Origin of the sequence: Brevundimonas sp. (genome assembly GCF_046295075.1) — a bacterium.
In the GTDB taxonomy this organism is placed as follows: domain Bacteria; phylum Pseudomonadota; class Alphaproteobacteria; order Caulobacterales; family Caulobacteraceae; genus Brevundimonas.
Genome location: NZ_JBKBOC010000001.1, coordinates 96,990 through 110,670, shown reverse-complemented (window position 1 = coordinate 110,670; position 13,681 = coordinate 96,990). Strand labels below are relative to the sequence as shown.

Here is a 13,681-nt window from a genome sequence, read left to right as displayed (position 1 = left end):
CTTGAAACCAAAGGCCCGTCCGTTTGTCATGTCAGCCCCCGCCCTGTCCCTCGATTCGACCGAACCGTCCGTGTCCCCGCCTGATGCCGCGCCATCCGTCGGCGCGCTTGCAGCCCGGCGGCCCGGCGCCATCATCCTGACGCGCCACGGCGAGCCGGCCCTGTCGCGCAAATGCCTGATCACGGCGCGTCAGTACGGCGAGTGGTGGGCGAAGTACGAGATCGGCGGTCTGCTGGCGGGGCAGACCCCGCCCGCCGAACTGGTGGCCACGGCTCAAGGGGCCGGCGCCATCTATGCTTCCACCCGTCAGCGCGCCCAGGAAACCGCCGCCGCCGCCGCGGCCGGGCGCGAGGTGATGGCCGACGTGATGTTCATCGAGGCGCCCCTGCCGCCGCCGCCGATTCCGGAATGGATCAAGCTGTCGCCCAAATGGTGGGGCGTGGTGTCGCGCTTCTGGTGGCACGCCTTCGACCACCACGACGGCCAAGAAACCCGCGCCCAGGCCGAGGCGCGCGCCGATCAGGCGGCGCAAAAGCTCATCGCGCGGGCCGAAAGCGGCCAGGACGTGCTGGTCTTCGCCCACGGCTATTTCAACCATATGGTCGGCCGCGCGCTGAAGGCCGACGGCTGGAAACTGGTCCACAACCAGGGCTTCAAATACTGGTCCCAGCGGCGCTACGAGAAACGATAGCCGCTTCTGACGTTGATGCGGCGGTTGCGCCCCATTAGGGTCCGCGCCATGACCGACACCGCCGCCGCCATCCCCGCCGATCTCAGCTTCGAAGACGCCCTGCAGCGCCTGGAGACCATCGTGTCCCGCCTGGAGTCCGGCCAGGCGCCGCTGGAAGAATCCATCGCCCTGTATGAAGAGGGCGCCAAGCTGAAGGCCCACTGCGAGGCGCGCCTGAAGGCGGCCCAGCTGCGCGTCGAGAAGATCGTCGTCGGCCCGGACGGCCAGGCCAAGGGCGTCGAGGCGGCGTCGTTCGAATGATCAATCTGTTCCGCGTCAGGTCGGCAATGGGCGGCCGGTCTTGAACCGCGTCATCGCCGCCAACTCGCCGGAACAGGCGGTGATCGATCGCGTGGCCGAGGTCGCCGATCTGGTCACGGTCGCGCTGGATGAACTGCTGCCGCGCGCTGAAGGCCCCGAATCGCGGCTGACCGAGGCGATGCGCTATGCGGCGCTGGGCCCCGGCAAACGGCTGCGGCCGTTCTTTGCGCTGGAGGCCGCGCGCCTGTTCGACATCGACGAGCGGTCGGTGCTGCGCGCCGCCTGCGCCCTGGAATGCGTCCACGCCTACAGCCTGGTTCACGACGACCTGCCGTGCATGGACGACGACGACATGCGCCGGGGCCGCCCCACGGTTCACCGCGCCTATGACGAGGCGACGGCGGTTCTGGCCGGAGACGCGCTTCAGACCGCCGCCTTCGACATCATCCTGCACGAAGACACCCACGACGATGCGGCCGTGCGGTGCGAACTGGCGGCGCGGCTGTCGCTGGCGTCCGGGGCGCGCGGCATGGCGGGCGGTCAGATGATCGATCTGCTGGGCGTGCGTGACGACCTGGGCGGCGTCGCGCGGATGCAGCGGCTGAAGACCGGCGCCCTGTTCGCCTATGCGTTCGAAATCCCGCTGATCATCGCCGACGCCTCGATGTCGCAGCAGCATGCCTTGATCAGCTTCGCCCACGATGTCGGACTGGCCTATCAGATCGTCGACGACCTGCTGGACGCCGAAGGGTCGGCCGAGGAGATGGGCAAGGCGGCGGGCGGCAAGGACGCGGCCCTGGGCAAGACCAATTTCGTCACCCTTCTGGGTCTGGAAGCGGCGCGACACAGGGTCGCGCATCTCGCAAACCAAGCCCGGTCGCACTTGGAGCCCTTCGGCGAAGACGCCGAAATCCTCAGAGCCAGCGTGGACTTTGTGCTAAAGCGCCGGTCCTGATACGAAACGTTGACGCGACCTGCGGGTTGATCAATCAGACTTTCCAAGGTTTTACGGCTGATGCCCGACACCCCGCTTCTCGACACCGTCAAATTCCCGGCCGACACCCGGGCCTTCGATATCGCCCAGCTGAAACAGCTGGCGCAGGAGGTGCGGGCCGAGACGATCGATGCAGTGTCGGTCACCGGCGGCCATCTGGGCGCGGGTCTGGGCGTGGTCGAGCTGACCACCGCGCTCCACCACGTGTTCGAGACGCCCAAGGACATTCTGATCTGGGACGTCGGGCATCAGTGCTATCCGCACAAGATTCTGACCGGCCGGCGCGACCGCATCCGCACCCTGCGCCAGGGCGGGGGCCTGTCGGGCTTCACCAAGCGCAGCGAGAGCGAATACGATCCGTTCGGCGCCGCCCACGCCTCGACCTCGATCAGCGCCGCCTTGGGCTTCGCCGCTGCGCGCGATCAGAAGGGCGAGAAAAACCGCGTCGTGGCCGTGATCGGCGACGGCTCCATGTCCGCCGGCATGGCCTATGAGGCGATGAACAACGCCGCCGAGGCGACCAGCGGCCAGTTGATGGTCATCCTGAACGACAACGACATGTCCATCGCGCCCCCGGTGGGCGGGATGAGCGCCTATCTGGCCGGCCTGGTGTCGGGCGGGGCGTATCAGAACGTCCGGCGGCTGGGCAAATCCGTCGCCCAGCACCTGCCGCGCCCCTTCCGCAAGGCGGCCAAGAAGGCCGAGGAATATGCACGCGGCATGGTCACCGGCGGCACCTTCTTCGAAGAGCTGGGCTTTTATTACGTCGGCCCCATCGACGGCCACGACATGGACAATCTGGTGCCGATCCTGAAGAAGGCGGCGGCCATCGAGGACCGGCCGGTGCTGGTCCATGTCGTCACGCAGAAGGGCAAGGGCTACACCCACGCCGAGAGCAGCGCCGACAAGCTGCATGCCGTGGTCAAGTTCGACGTGGTGTCGGGCAAACAGGCCAAGGCCATCTCCAACACGCCCAGCTACACCAAGGTGTTCGGGACCGAGCTGATCAAACACGCCAGGATCGATCCGTCGATCGTGGCGATCACGGCGGCCATGCCTTCCGGCACCGGGCTGGACCTGTTCGGTCAGGCCTTCCCGGAGCGCGCCTATGACGTCGGCATCGCCGAGCAGCATGCGGTGACGTTCGCGGCCGGGCTGGCGGCGGACGGGATGAAGCCGGTCTGCGCCATCTATTCGACCTTCCTGCAACGGGGTTACGACCAGGTGGTGCACGATGTGGCGATCCAGTCGCTGCCGGTGCGGTTCGCCATGGACCGCGCGGGTCTTGTTGGCTCAGACGGGGCGACCCACGCCGGATCGTTCGATATCGGCTTCATGGGCGCGCTGCCCGGCATGGTGCTGATGGCCGCCGCCGACGAGGCGGAGCTGGCGGCGATGATCTCTACCAGCCTGGCCATCGACGACCGACCCAGCGCCTTCCGCTATCCGCGCGGCGACGGCGTGGGCGTTGAGATCCCCGAGCTTGCCGCCCCGCTGGAGATCGGCAAGGGTCGCATCGTGCGCGAGGGCACGTCGGTCGCCATCCTGTCCTTGGGCACCCGACTGCAGGAATCGCTGAAGGCGGCGGACATGCTGGCGGCCAAGGGCGTGTCGGCGACGGTGGCGGACGCCCGTTTCGCCAAGCCGCTGGACGCCGACATGATCCTGCGCCTGGCGCGCGAGCACGAGGCCCTGATCACGGTCGAAGAGGGCGCCATGGGCGGCTTCGGCGCCTTCGTGCTGCAACTGCTGGCCGAAAAGGGCGCGTTGGACGGCGGGCTAAAGATTCGCACCCTGAACCTGCCCGACGTGTTCCAGGATCAGGATGCGCCGATGGCCATGTACGCCCAGGCCGGTCTGAACGCCGAACACATCGCCGCCGCCGCGCTTCAGGCCCTGGGCGTGTCCGCCAGTCAGGCCGTCCGCGCCTAAAGGGCGTCAGGCGCGGTCGCGAATCCGCATCGCGCCGCGTTCGCCGGTCTCGACCTCGAACCGGCCGGTCGCGCGGATCAGGTCCGACAGTTTGGCGTAGCCATAGGTGCGCTGATCGAAGTCGGGATGGGCGTTGCGCAGCCGATTGCCGATGCCGCCCACCGCCACCCAGCCGTCGCCGTCCTCGTCCATGTCGGCGATGATGGCCGCGATCAGTCGCGCCGCCTCCGACGGCTTGCGCTTGGCCGCGCGGCTTTCCGCGACCGGGGACTTTGCGCCTGCCTCGGCTGGAATCGGGGCGATCAGGTTCTCGGTATAGATGAATCGGGTGCAGGCCTGGCGGAAGCTTTCGGGCGTCTTCTGCTCACCGAACCCATAGACATCGACGCCTTCCTCACGGATGCGCGCGGCCAGCCGGGTGAAATCGGCGTCGGACGACACCAGGCAGAAGCCGTCGAACCGCCCCGAATGCAGCAGGTCCATCGCGTCGATGACCAAGGCGATGTCGCCCGAGTTCTTGCCCTTGGTGTTGGCGAAATTCTGCTGGGGCTGGATGGCGAAACGGGCCAGGACCCGCGTCCAGCCGGCGATTTGCGGGCTGGCGAAGTCGCCGTAGATGCGCCGCGCCGAGGCCTCGCCCAGGGTGGCGATCTCGTTGAACAGCGCCTCGGCGATGCGGGCGGAGGCGTTCTCCGCGTCGATCAGGACGGCGAGGCGAGGGGCCTTTTCGTCAGCCATAGCGGATGTCCTTTTCAATATGAGGGCTGAGCCTACAGCTGCCCCATCGTATTGTCGTGATCCACGGCCTGTTTCTTCAGCCAGCCGACGAAGGCGGTCGCGCTGGGCGACGGCGGACGGTCGCGGGGCTGGACGACGTAATAGGCGAATCCGACCGCTTCTGACCCGTCGGGGAAGGGCGCCACCAGCCGCCCAGACGCCAGGTCCGCCTGGGCCAGAGTGCGTTTGGCCAGCGCCACGCCGCGTCCCGATATGGCCGCCTCGATCAGCAGGCCAGACTGGTTGAAGCGCGAGCCTCGACGCGGATCGGGATGGCGAATGCCGCGCGCCTTCAACCACATGGCCCAGTCCGGTCGGCTGGGATCGCCGTCGTTGGACATGTCGTGCAGCAGGGTATGGCCGATCAGGTCGCCCGGCTTTCGGATCGGCTTGTCGCCGTCCATCAGCGACGGGGCGCAGACGGGCAGCACCGTTTCCGTCATCAGCCGGTCCACCGTCAGGCCCGGATAGTCGCCGGGGCCATAGCGGACGGCCAAGTCTACCTTGCCCTCGGTCAGGTCCGCCGGCTCCATGTCGGCCGAAATCCACAGCTCGATCTCGGGATGGGCGGTGTGGAAGTCGTCCATACGCGGCATCAACCATTTGGAGGCGAAGCCGGGGGCCACGCTGATCGATACCTGTTTACGGCGCGGCGGTTCGCGCAGCAGGGCCGAGGCGTCCATCAGCCGTTCGAACCCTTCACGCAACAGGGGCACGGAAGATCGGCCCAGGTCCGTCAACTGAAGGCCCCGCGCCTCGCGCACGAACAACGGCCCGCCGACGATGTCTTCCAGCAGGCGGATCTGCTGGCTGACGGCGCCGGGCGTGACCGACAGTTCGTCGGCGGCGCGCGAGAAGTTCAGGTGACGCGCGGCGGCCTCGAAGGCGCGGAGGGCGTTGAGCGGGAGCAGGGAACGGGCCATCGCCGTTAGAAATCCTATCAGCGAGACAAAGGCAATCTGGTTTGCGGGTCTGGACGGGGAAGCCGATGGTTCGCGTCCTGCCGCCGCCCCTTCTTCCCTGCCGACGGCCCTGAAAGCAAGACGATGCGTGTATTTCTCGCCTCCATTCCGTTGGAGGCCGCCAAGATCGTGATCATCGGCGGGGGCGAACCCGCCCTGGCCAAGCTGCGACTGTTTCTGAACACGCCGGCGCAACTGCTGTGGTTCGCGCCGGACGGGGCGCCGCCCCGGATGGAGACGCCGCTGACCGCGCCGGCGCCGGTGCTGCGCACCCCCGAGGCGGAGGATCTGGCGGGTGCGCGGCTGGTGTTCATGGCGTTGGACGACGCAGACGAGCTGACGCGCCTGGGCGCCCTGGCGCGGGCGGCGGGTGCCCAGGTCAATGTGGTGGACAAGCCCCATCTGAGCGACTTCCAGACCCCGGCCCTGATTGATCGGGACGAGGTGGTGATTGGCATTGCGACCGGCGGATCGGCGCCCATCCTGGCGCGCGACATCCGTACGGCGGTCGAGGGCGTGCTGCCGGCCGGCCTTGCCAACGTGGCCCGGCTGGCGCGAGAGCTGCGCGACACGGTCAAGGCCAATGTGCCCGACTTCATGGCGCGGCGTCGGTTCTGGGAAAAGGCCTTCCGGGGGCCGGCGGCCGATCTGGCGGCGGCGGGCCGCACGGCCGAGGCGCGGCGCGAGATGCTGCGGCTGCTGAATTCGGCCGCGCCGGAACAGGGTGTGGTCCATATCGTCGGGGCGGGGCCGGGCGATCCCGAGCTGCTGACGTTGAAGGCGCTGCGGGTGCTTCAGGACGCCGACGTCATCATTCATGACCGTCTGGTGCCGGACGCCGTGCTGGAGCGGGCGCGGCGTGACGCCAAACGCCTGTATGTCGGCAAGGCGCGCGGCGAACACTCGGTGCCTCAGGATCAGATCGAGGCCCTGATGATCGAGGAGGCTCGCGCCGGCCACCGGGTCGTGCGGCTGAAGGGCGGGGATCCGTTCGTCTTCGGGCGCGGCGGCGAGGAGCTGGAGGCAATGCGGGCGGCGGGCGTGTCGGTCTTTGTGGTGCCGGGCGTGACAGCGGCTCTGGCCTGCGCGGCCTCGGCGGGCATTCCCCTGACCCACCGCGACCACGCCCAGGCGGTGACCTTCGTGACGGCCCAGGCCAAGCCCGGCGGGATCGACGCTGACTGGTCGCGACTGGCGGGCCCGAACCATACGCTGGCCATCTATATGGGCACGGACCGGGCCGAAGAGACGGCCGCCCGTCTGATGGCCGCCGGGCGGTCCCCATCGACCCCTGTGGCGGTGGTCGAGAACGGCAGCCGGCCGGACGAACGGGTTCTGACCGGCCGTCTGGACGGGCTGGGCGCCCTGGTGCGCGGCGCTGCCCTGAGCGGGCCGGCGCTGTTGTTCGTCGGCGAGACGGCCGCCTTCTCGGCGGCCCAGATCGACCAGCGGGACGAGGTGGCGGCGTGAAGATCGTGACGGCGAACCGCCTGTCGGACGGCCGGGTCATCTATGCTGGCCCTGACAATCAGCCGGTGGATCGGCTGGAGCAGGCCGCCGTGCTGGACGAGGCGACGGCGGAGAGCGTGCTGGCCGAGGTCGCCGCGCGACCCGACATCTTCGTGAACCCCTATCTGTTCGAGGTTGAGGACCATACGCCTTCGGGCCGGGACCGGCTGAAGGAGCTTATCCGGGCGACTGGACCGACCGTGGGCAACAGCCTGGTGCGGGAGCCCGCCTGATGTATCGCTATGACGAGTTCGACCACGCCCTGGTGCGTGAACGGGTCGAGGAGTTTTCCGACCAGGTGGCGCGCCGCGCGTCCGGCGCCCTGACCGAGGACGAGTTCAAGCCGTTGCGGCTGATGAACGGGGTCTATCTGCAACTGCACGCCTATATGCTGAGGGTCGCCATTCCTTATGGGACGTTCAACAGTCGGCAGATGCGGCAACTGGCCCATATCGCCCGCACCTATGACAAGGGCTACGGCCATTTCACCACGCGGACGAACATCCAGTACAACTGGCCGGCCCTGACCGACCTGCCGGCGATCCTGAGCGACCTGGCCGATGTCGAGATGCACGCCATCCAGACCTCGGGCAACTGCATCCGCAACACCACGACCGACGTCTTCGCCGGCGCCGCAGATGACGAGATCGAGGATCCGCGCCCCTGGTGCGAGATCATCCGCCAGTGGTCGACGATCCACCCGGAGTTCAGCTTCCTGCCGCGCAAGTTCAAGATCGCGGTGATCGGGGCCGAGAAGGACCGGGCGGCCATCCGCACCCATGATGTGGGCCTACAGATTGTGAAGGGCGAGGATGGCGGGACGGCCTTCCGCGTCTTCGTCGGCGGCGGGCAGGGGCGTCTGCCCCATATCGGCCAGGAAATCGCTTCGGCCGTGCCGGCGTCGGACCTGCTGGCCTATCTGACCGCCATCCTGCGGGCGTGGAACCTGCTGGGACGGCGCGACAATATCCATAAGGCGCGGATCAAGATCCTGGTCGCCTCGGTGGGGCTGGAGGCCTTCCGCGAAGAGGTGGACAAACACTACGCCACCCTGCGCCACGAAGATCTACGGATCCCCGAGGAAGAGGCCGAGCGGATCAAGGCCTATTTCGCCCCGCCGCCGTTCGAGGACCTGCCAAAGGCCAGCGCCCCGTTCGACCGCGCTCTGCTGGCCGACCCGGACTTCGCTCGGTTTGAGAGGAATAATGTGCGGCGTCACCGCCAGGCGGGCTATGCCTCGGTGGTGGTGTCGCTGAAGCCCGTCGGGGGCGTGCCGGGCGACATCACGGCGGATCAGATGGACGCGGTGGCGGACCTGGCCGAACGCTACGGCTTCGACGAACTGCGCGCCGCCTATGAACAGAACCTGGTCCTGCCGCATGTGAAGCTGGACGACGTGCCGGTGCTGTGGCGGGCGCTGCGCGAGGCTGGGCTGGCGACCGCCAACGCCGACTTGGCGACGGATGTCATCGCCTGTCCGGGACTGGATTACTGCAGTCTGGCCAACGCCCGGTCGATTCCGGTCGCCCAGGCCCTGTCGAAGCGGCTGGCCGACATGGACTATCAAGAGAGGCTGGGGCCGGTCCGGATCAATATGAGCGGTTGTATCAACGCCTGCGGCCACCACCACGTCGGCCACATCGGCGTGTTGGGCGTCGATCGCAAGGGCGAGGAATATTACCAGATCACCGTCGGCGGTTCGCCCGACGAACAGGCGGCTTTGGGCGACATCGTGGGCAAGAGCCTGCCGGCGGACGAGGTCGCGCCTGCGATCCAGCGGACGCTGGACCGCTATCTTGAAATCCGCGCCGAGGGCGAGCGGTTCATCGACACAGTGCGCCGTGTCGGTCCCGATCCCTTCCGCGACGCCATCTATGAGACGCTCGATGCTGCAAACGCTTGAGGGGGTCCAGAACGGACCGCGGCTGTCGGTCACGACGCCGCTGGACGAGGTCGAGGCCGCCGCCGCCGCGACCGATATTCTGGTGCTGGAGTTCGACGCCTTTCGCGACGGGCGCGGCTTCTCGCTGGCGGCGGTGCTGCGCGAGCGGGGCTATGGCGGACGTCTGATCGCGGCGGGCAAGGTGCTGCCGGATCAGGCGCGGCATCTGCGGCGTTCGGGCTTCGATGCGGTCGAACTGGCGCCGGGCGCCGACGTCTCGGCCTGGGACCGGATGGATCAGGCATTCCGCGCATCCTATCAACCCGCCGTCGATCCCGCGCCGACCATCTGGCAGCGGCGGCGTGCGGCGTCCAACGACCGCGATCTGGAGGCGCTGGCCGATCGGCTTAACCGCGAGACGGCAGGCAAGGACGCGTCAGAGATCCTGAAGGCGGCGCTGGACCCAGCCCTGGGCCTGCGCGTCGGGGCCATATCCTCATTCGGGGCGGAATCGGCGGCCCTGCTGCACATCGTCGCCGAAACGGACCGGGACGTGCCGGTGGTCTTTCTGGAGACGGGCCAGCATTTCCTCCAGACCCTGTCCTATCGCACCCAGCTGACCACGGCCCTGGGTCTGACCGACGTGCGGCTGGTGACGCCGGATGCGGACGAGAAGGCCAGGCTGGATGCCCGCGACGACCTGTGGCGGACCGACGCCGACGCCTGCTGCGACCTGAGAAAGGTGCGGCCGTTGGCGCGGGCGACGGTCGGGTTCAACGCCGTCATCACCGGGCGCAAACGCTATCAGGCCGCGACGCGCGCCGAGCTGAAGCCGTTCGAGGTGCTGGACGGGGTGCTCCGGATCAATCCGCTGGCGGACTGGGACGCCGAGGACGTCGAGGCCTGGCTGGAGGCGCATAACCTGCCGCGTCACCCGTTGGTCGAGCAGGGCTATCGCTCCATCGGCTGCTGGCCCTGCACGCGTGCCGTCGATGACGGCGAAGATGCGCGCGCCGGACGCTGGTCGGGGATGGACAAGGTCGAGTGCGGCATCCACCTAGGCAAGCGTCAGGTCGCGGCCTGATCCCCTCCCGTTCGACCTCGCCTGAAAGCTGAAACGTGTTCGTCACACCGTCCGTCATCGACCTGATCGGCCATACGCCGCTGGTCCGCCTGAACCGCCTGTCCGACGAGACGGGCTGCGAAATCCTGGGCAAGGCCGAGTTCATGAACCCCGGCGGCTCGATCAAGGACCGCGCCGCCCTGTCGATCGTCCAGGGCGCGCGGGCGTCCGGCGCGCTGAAGCCGGGCGGGACCATCGTCGAAGGCACGGCCGGGAATACCGGCATCGGACTGGCCCTGGTCGGGGCGGCTCTTGGCCACCCGGTGGTCATCGTCATCCCCCGCACCCAGTCGGAAGAGAAGAAGTCGGCTATCCGCTCGCTGGGCGCGCGCCTGGTCGAGGTGGACGCCGCCCCCTTCTCCAGCCCCAACCATTTCGTCCACTATTCGGGGCGTCTGGCGGCCGAACTGAACGACAGTGAAGAGGCGGGCGCCATCTGGGCCAACCAGTTCGACAACACCGCCAACCGCGACGCCCACTACACGACGACCGGTCCGGAAATCTGGGAACAGACGGGCGGCGCGGTGGACGCCTTCGTCTCGGCCGTTGGATCTGGCGGCACCATCTCCGGCGTCGCCGCCTATCTGCGTGAGCGCAAGCCGGAGGTGAAGATCGCCCTGGCCGACCCGGCCGGCGCGGCCCTGTTCAACTGGTACACCTTGGGCGAGATGACGGGCGAGGGCTCGTCGATCACCGAGGGGATCGGGGTGGCGCGGATCACCGGCAATCTGGAGGGGTTCAAACCGGACCATGCCTATCGGATCGAGGACGCCGAGTTCCTGCCGATCTTGTTCGACTTGGTGAAGCACGAAGGTCTGTCGCTGGGTGGATCGGCCGGGGTCAATGTCGCCGGCGCCGTGCGGCTGGCGCGCGAGATCGGGCCGGGCAAGACCATCGTGACCTGCCTCTGCGATCCGGGCTCACGCTATGCGTCAAAGCTGTTCAATCCGGAATTCCTGACGTCGAAGGGACTGCCCGTTCCAGGGTGGGCGTGAATGCAAATACCCCTCTCCCGTTGGGAGAGGACTTAAGCGCCTGAGAGCGAAGCGATCAGTCTTCGCGCGAAAGGGTGAGGGTCGCGGTGTTGCGAACTGGCCCACCGGCGGACCCTCATCCGGCCCTTCGGGCCACCTTCTCCCAACGGGAGAAGGCTCGTTTCCCTTACTTCGCCTTCTGCTCCGCGATCCACGCATCCATGCGTTGGTCCAGCAGCGCCAGCGGCAGCGGTCCCTCGACCAGCAAAGCGTCGTGGAAGGTGCGGACGTTGAACTTCGGTCCCAGTTCGCGTTCCGCCCGCGCCCGGATATCGCGCAGGCGGATCTCGCCGATCTTGTAGGCCGTGGCCTGTCCGGGCCAGCCGATATAACGCTGAAGCTCGGTCTCGATGTTGTGGGGCGCCAGGGCGGAGTTGTCGCGGAAACAGGCACGGGCCTGTTCCTCGCTCCAGCCCATCCAGTGCAGGCCCGTGTCGGCCACCAGGCGACAGGCGCGCCACATCTCATAGGACAGGCGGCCGAACCGTTCGTAGGGCGTGCGATAGAAGCCCATCTCCTCGCCCAGATATTCGGCGTAAAGGCCCCAGCCCTCGGTGAAGGCGCTGACATTCGCCTGGCGCCGGAAATAGGGTTGGCCCTCGGCTTCCTGCTGGAGAGCGATCTGGATGTGGTGGCCGGGGACGGCCTCGTGCAGGGTCAGGGCGGGCAGTTCGTAGAGCGGGCGCTGGTTGAGCTTCGACGTGTTGACGACGTAGTGGCCGGCGACGCCGTTCTGCATCGAGCCGCCGTTGTAGCGGCCGGTAGTGTAGTTTTCCTCGATCTGCGGCGGGACCGGCTGCACGTCATAGGGCAGTCGGGGCAGGGTGGCGAACAAGGCGGGCAAACCGCCGTCCGCCCGTTTCGCCATTTCAGAGGCCTTCTCGATCAGGGCCTCGCGTGTGGGAGCGTAGAACTGGGGATCGGTGCGCAGGAAGGCCAGGAAACCGGCGAAGTCGCCGGTCCAGCCGGACGCCTTCATCTCCACATCCATCCGGGCGCGGATGCGAGCGACTTCGGACAGGCCGATCTGGTGGATCTGGTCCGGCGTCAGGTCGGTGGTGGTGTGGCCCCGCACCAGATAGGCGTAGATGTCCTTGCCGCCCGGACGGTTGCCGATGCCGGGTTCGACCGGCGCCTTGGGCAGGTAGTCGGTCTCAAGGAAGGTCAACCAGGCCTGGCGGGCCGGGACGATGATCGTGGCGACCGCCGATGCGGCGTCCGCCGTCAGCCGGTCCTTGTCGGCCTGGGGCACGGTCGCGGGTAGGGTGCTCAACGGCTTGAGCAAGGGCTCGGCGTCCGGGGCGATCGCCACGTCGTTACGCGCCCCGGCCAAGGCGCTTTCTGTGACGGAACGGGCCTGAACCAGGCCGGTCTCCAGACCGCGCCGGGCGTTGTCGGTCGTCTGGGCGTAGATGTTTCCGAAGCCTTTGACGCGCCGGATATAGGCTTCGGCTTCCGCGACGGAGTTCAGCCGGGTGCTCCCGCCGATGTAGAGCGCCCAGGTTCCGGGGCCGCCCTCGCTGTCGAAGGCCAGGCGCGACGTGTCGTAGTCCAGCCCTTCCAGGCTGCGGTTCAGGGTGTAGAGCAGGAAGGCGTGGTTGATGCCGCCGGCGTGGGAAAGACTTGCCGGGTCGGTGGCCTTCAGCCGGGCGACGAAAGCCTCCAACGGCGCGCGCTGGGCCAGTTCGAAGGCACGCGACAGGTCAGGAAGCCTGCCCATGGCCTCGACGTCGCCTTCGCCGCTGGCGGACAGAGGGTCGACCGCCTTCAGATAGGTCTCGTAATCGACGACCAGGGCGTTCAGCGCCGCGTCGGCGGGTGTGGCCGCGACGGCGGCGGGCGGCGTCTGAGCGACCGCGGCCAGCGGCGATATGCTCGCGAGCAAGGCCGCCACAGCCAAATGGGAAAACTTCATCACGCCCCTCCTGTTTAGGGGGCGCACGCAAGCCGAGCGGGACCGATGCGTCAACCGCAGACCGTGAAGAACTCCTCGATTCCCGCCTTGGCGGCCGGGTGGGCGGCATAGATGTGGCGTTCCTCGTCCGACCAGGACGCGATCCAGCCCAAGCGGCGGAAACGCTGGAAGACCGGATCCTTGGTGGTGGCTCGGGCGGTCAGCAGTTCGCCGTCGTGCACGCCCGCCGGTTCCGAGGCGGCGGAGTAACGTTCGGTGTCGCCGCCCGATTCGAGATGGATTTCGCGGCCGGGCTTTTCGCTGGCCGCCGTCAGCTCCAACGCGCCGGAGCCGGCCTGGCAACGCAGGTGCAGTTTGACCTCGTCGCTGTTGGCGACGCCGTAAGCCAGGATCGCCTCCGGCCCATCGCGGTTCAGGAACCAGTCGTAGCCGGGCATGGGCGCCGGCGCCGGACCCGCCGCCGCCAGATTTGCGGCCGGGGCTGGCGCGTTGGTGGCGCAGGCCGCCAGGGCGGACACGGCGATCAGGGGCAGGATCAGGCGAGACAGACGCATGGGCTTTC

General features: G+C 67.9%; 13 protein-coding genes. 9 read left to right on the top strand and 4 right to left on the bottom strand.

The genetic code is table 11. The features are described 5' to 3' along the window. The first annotated feature begins 28 nt into the window (after positions 1-28). The 4 genes from ACK4MH_RS00605 to dxs all read left to right on the top strand — a co-directional run bounded on the left by ACK4MH_RS00605 (position 29) and on the right by dxs (position 3,917). The gene (locus tag ACK4MH_RS00605; protein WP_409713241.1) at positions 29-691 is read left to right on the top strand and encodes a histidine phosphatase family protein; all 663 of its coding nucleotides are present in this window, start codon (positions 29-31) and stop codon (positions 689-691) included. A gap of 48 nt (positions 692-739) precedes the next feature. Further along, the gene (locus ACK4MH_RS00600) at positions 740-991 is read left to right on the top strand and encodes an exodeoxyribonuclease VII small subunit (RefSeq protein WP_008260204.1); all 252 of its coding nucleotides are present in this window, start codon (positions 740-742) and stop codon (positions 989-991) included. Between the two features lie 79 nt (positions 992-1,070). Beyond that, on the top strand, positions 1,071-1,946 hold the full coding sequence (locus ACK4MH_RS00595; protein ID WP_135195623.1) for a polyprenyl synthetase family protein: 876 nt from the start codon (positions 1,071-1,073) through the stop codon (positions 1,944-1,946). 57 nt (positions 1,947-2,003) lie between these two features. Next, positions 2,004-3,917: a 1-deoxy-D-xylulose-5-phosphate synthase gene (dxs, locus tag ACK4MH_RS00590; protein ID WP_409713989.1), complete on the top strand. Its 1,914-nt coding sequence runs from the start codon at positions 2,004-2,006 to the stop codon at positions 3,915-3,917. 6 nt (positions 3,918-3,923) lie between these two features. On the opposite strand, the gene ACK4MH_RS00585 is transcribed toward dxs, so the two are convergent. Together ACK4MH_RS00585 and gcvA are read right to left on the bottom strand one after the other, a co-directional pair. After that, entirely contained in the window at positions 3,924-4,655 is a 732-nt protein-coding gene (locus tag ACK4MH_RS00585; RefSeq protein ID WP_409713237.1) for an NYN domain-containing protein, read from the bottom strand. A 32-nt stretch (positions 4,656-4,687) separates the two neighbouring features. Then, positions 4,688-5,617, bottom strand: a complete 930-nt coding sequence (gene gcvA, locus ACK4MH_RS00580) for a transcriptional regulator GcvA (RefSeq protein WP_409713234.1) — start codon at positions 5,615-5,617, stop codon at positions 4,688-4,690. Between the two features lie 123 nt (positions 5,618-5,740). Here gcvA and cysG point away from each other — a divergent pair, with 123 nt between their 5' ends. The 5 genes from cysG to ACK4MH_RS00555 are packed head-to-tail and all read left to right on the top strand — an operon-like array spanning position 5,741 to position 11,165. Then, on the top strand, positions 5,741-7,126 hold the full coding sequence (gene cysG, locus ACK4MH_RS00575) for a siroheme synthase CysG (RefSeq protein WP_409713231.1): 1,386 nt from the start codon (positions 5,741-5,743) through the stop codon (positions 7,124-7,126). Further along, on the top strand, positions 7,123-7,398 hold the full coding sequence (locus ACK4MH_RS00570; RefSeq protein WP_409713228.1) for a DUF2849 domain-containing protein: 276 nt from the start codon (positions 7,123-7,125) through the stop codon (positions 7,396-7,398). The genes cysG and ACK4MH_RS00570 overlap by 4 nt, the downstream gene beginning before the upstream one ends. Continuing rightward, positions 7,398-9,068, top strand: coding sequence for a nitrite/sulfite reductase (locus tag ACK4MH_RS00565; RefSeq protein ID WP_409713225.1), 1,671 nt, complete (start codon positions 7,398-7,400; stop codon positions 9,066-9,068). Before ACK4MH_RS00570 ends, ACK4MH_RS00565 begins: the two co-directional genes overlap by 1 nt. Then, positions 9,052-10,131 carry a phosphoadenylyl-sulfate reductase gene (locus tag ACK4MH_RS00560; RefSeq protein WP_409713222.1) on the top strand — a complete coding sequence of 360 codons (1,080 nt, stop codon included), beginning with the start codon at positions 9,052-9,054 and terminating at the stop codon, positions 10,129-10,131. The genes ACK4MH_RS00565 and ACK4MH_RS00560 overlap by 17 nt, the downstream gene beginning before the upstream one ends. Before the next feature lie 35 nt (positions 10,132-10,166). After that, complete coding sequence (locus ACK4MH_RS00555; protein WP_409713219.1) at positions 10,167-11,165, top strand: cysteine synthase A; 999 nt, start codon at positions 10,167-10,169, stop codon at positions 11,163-11,165. 166 nt (positions 11,166-11,331) lie between these two features. On the opposite strand, the gene ACK4MH_RS00550 is transcribed toward ACK4MH_RS00555, so the two are convergent. Beyond that, a complete protein-coding gene (locus ACK4MH_RS00550) occupies positions 11,332-13,119 on the bottom strand; it encodes a DUF885 domain-containing protein (protein ID WP_409713216.1) in 1,788 nt (595 codons plus the stop codon). A 50-nt stretch (positions 13,120-13,169) separates the two neighbouring features. Beyond that, positions 13,170-13,673: a hypothetical protein gene (locus tag ACK4MH_RS00545; RefSeq protein WP_409713213.1), complete on the bottom strand. Its 504-nt coding sequence runs from the start codon at positions 13,671-13,673 to the stop codon at positions 13,170-13,172. Positions 13,674-13,681 lie beyond the last annotated feature (8 nt).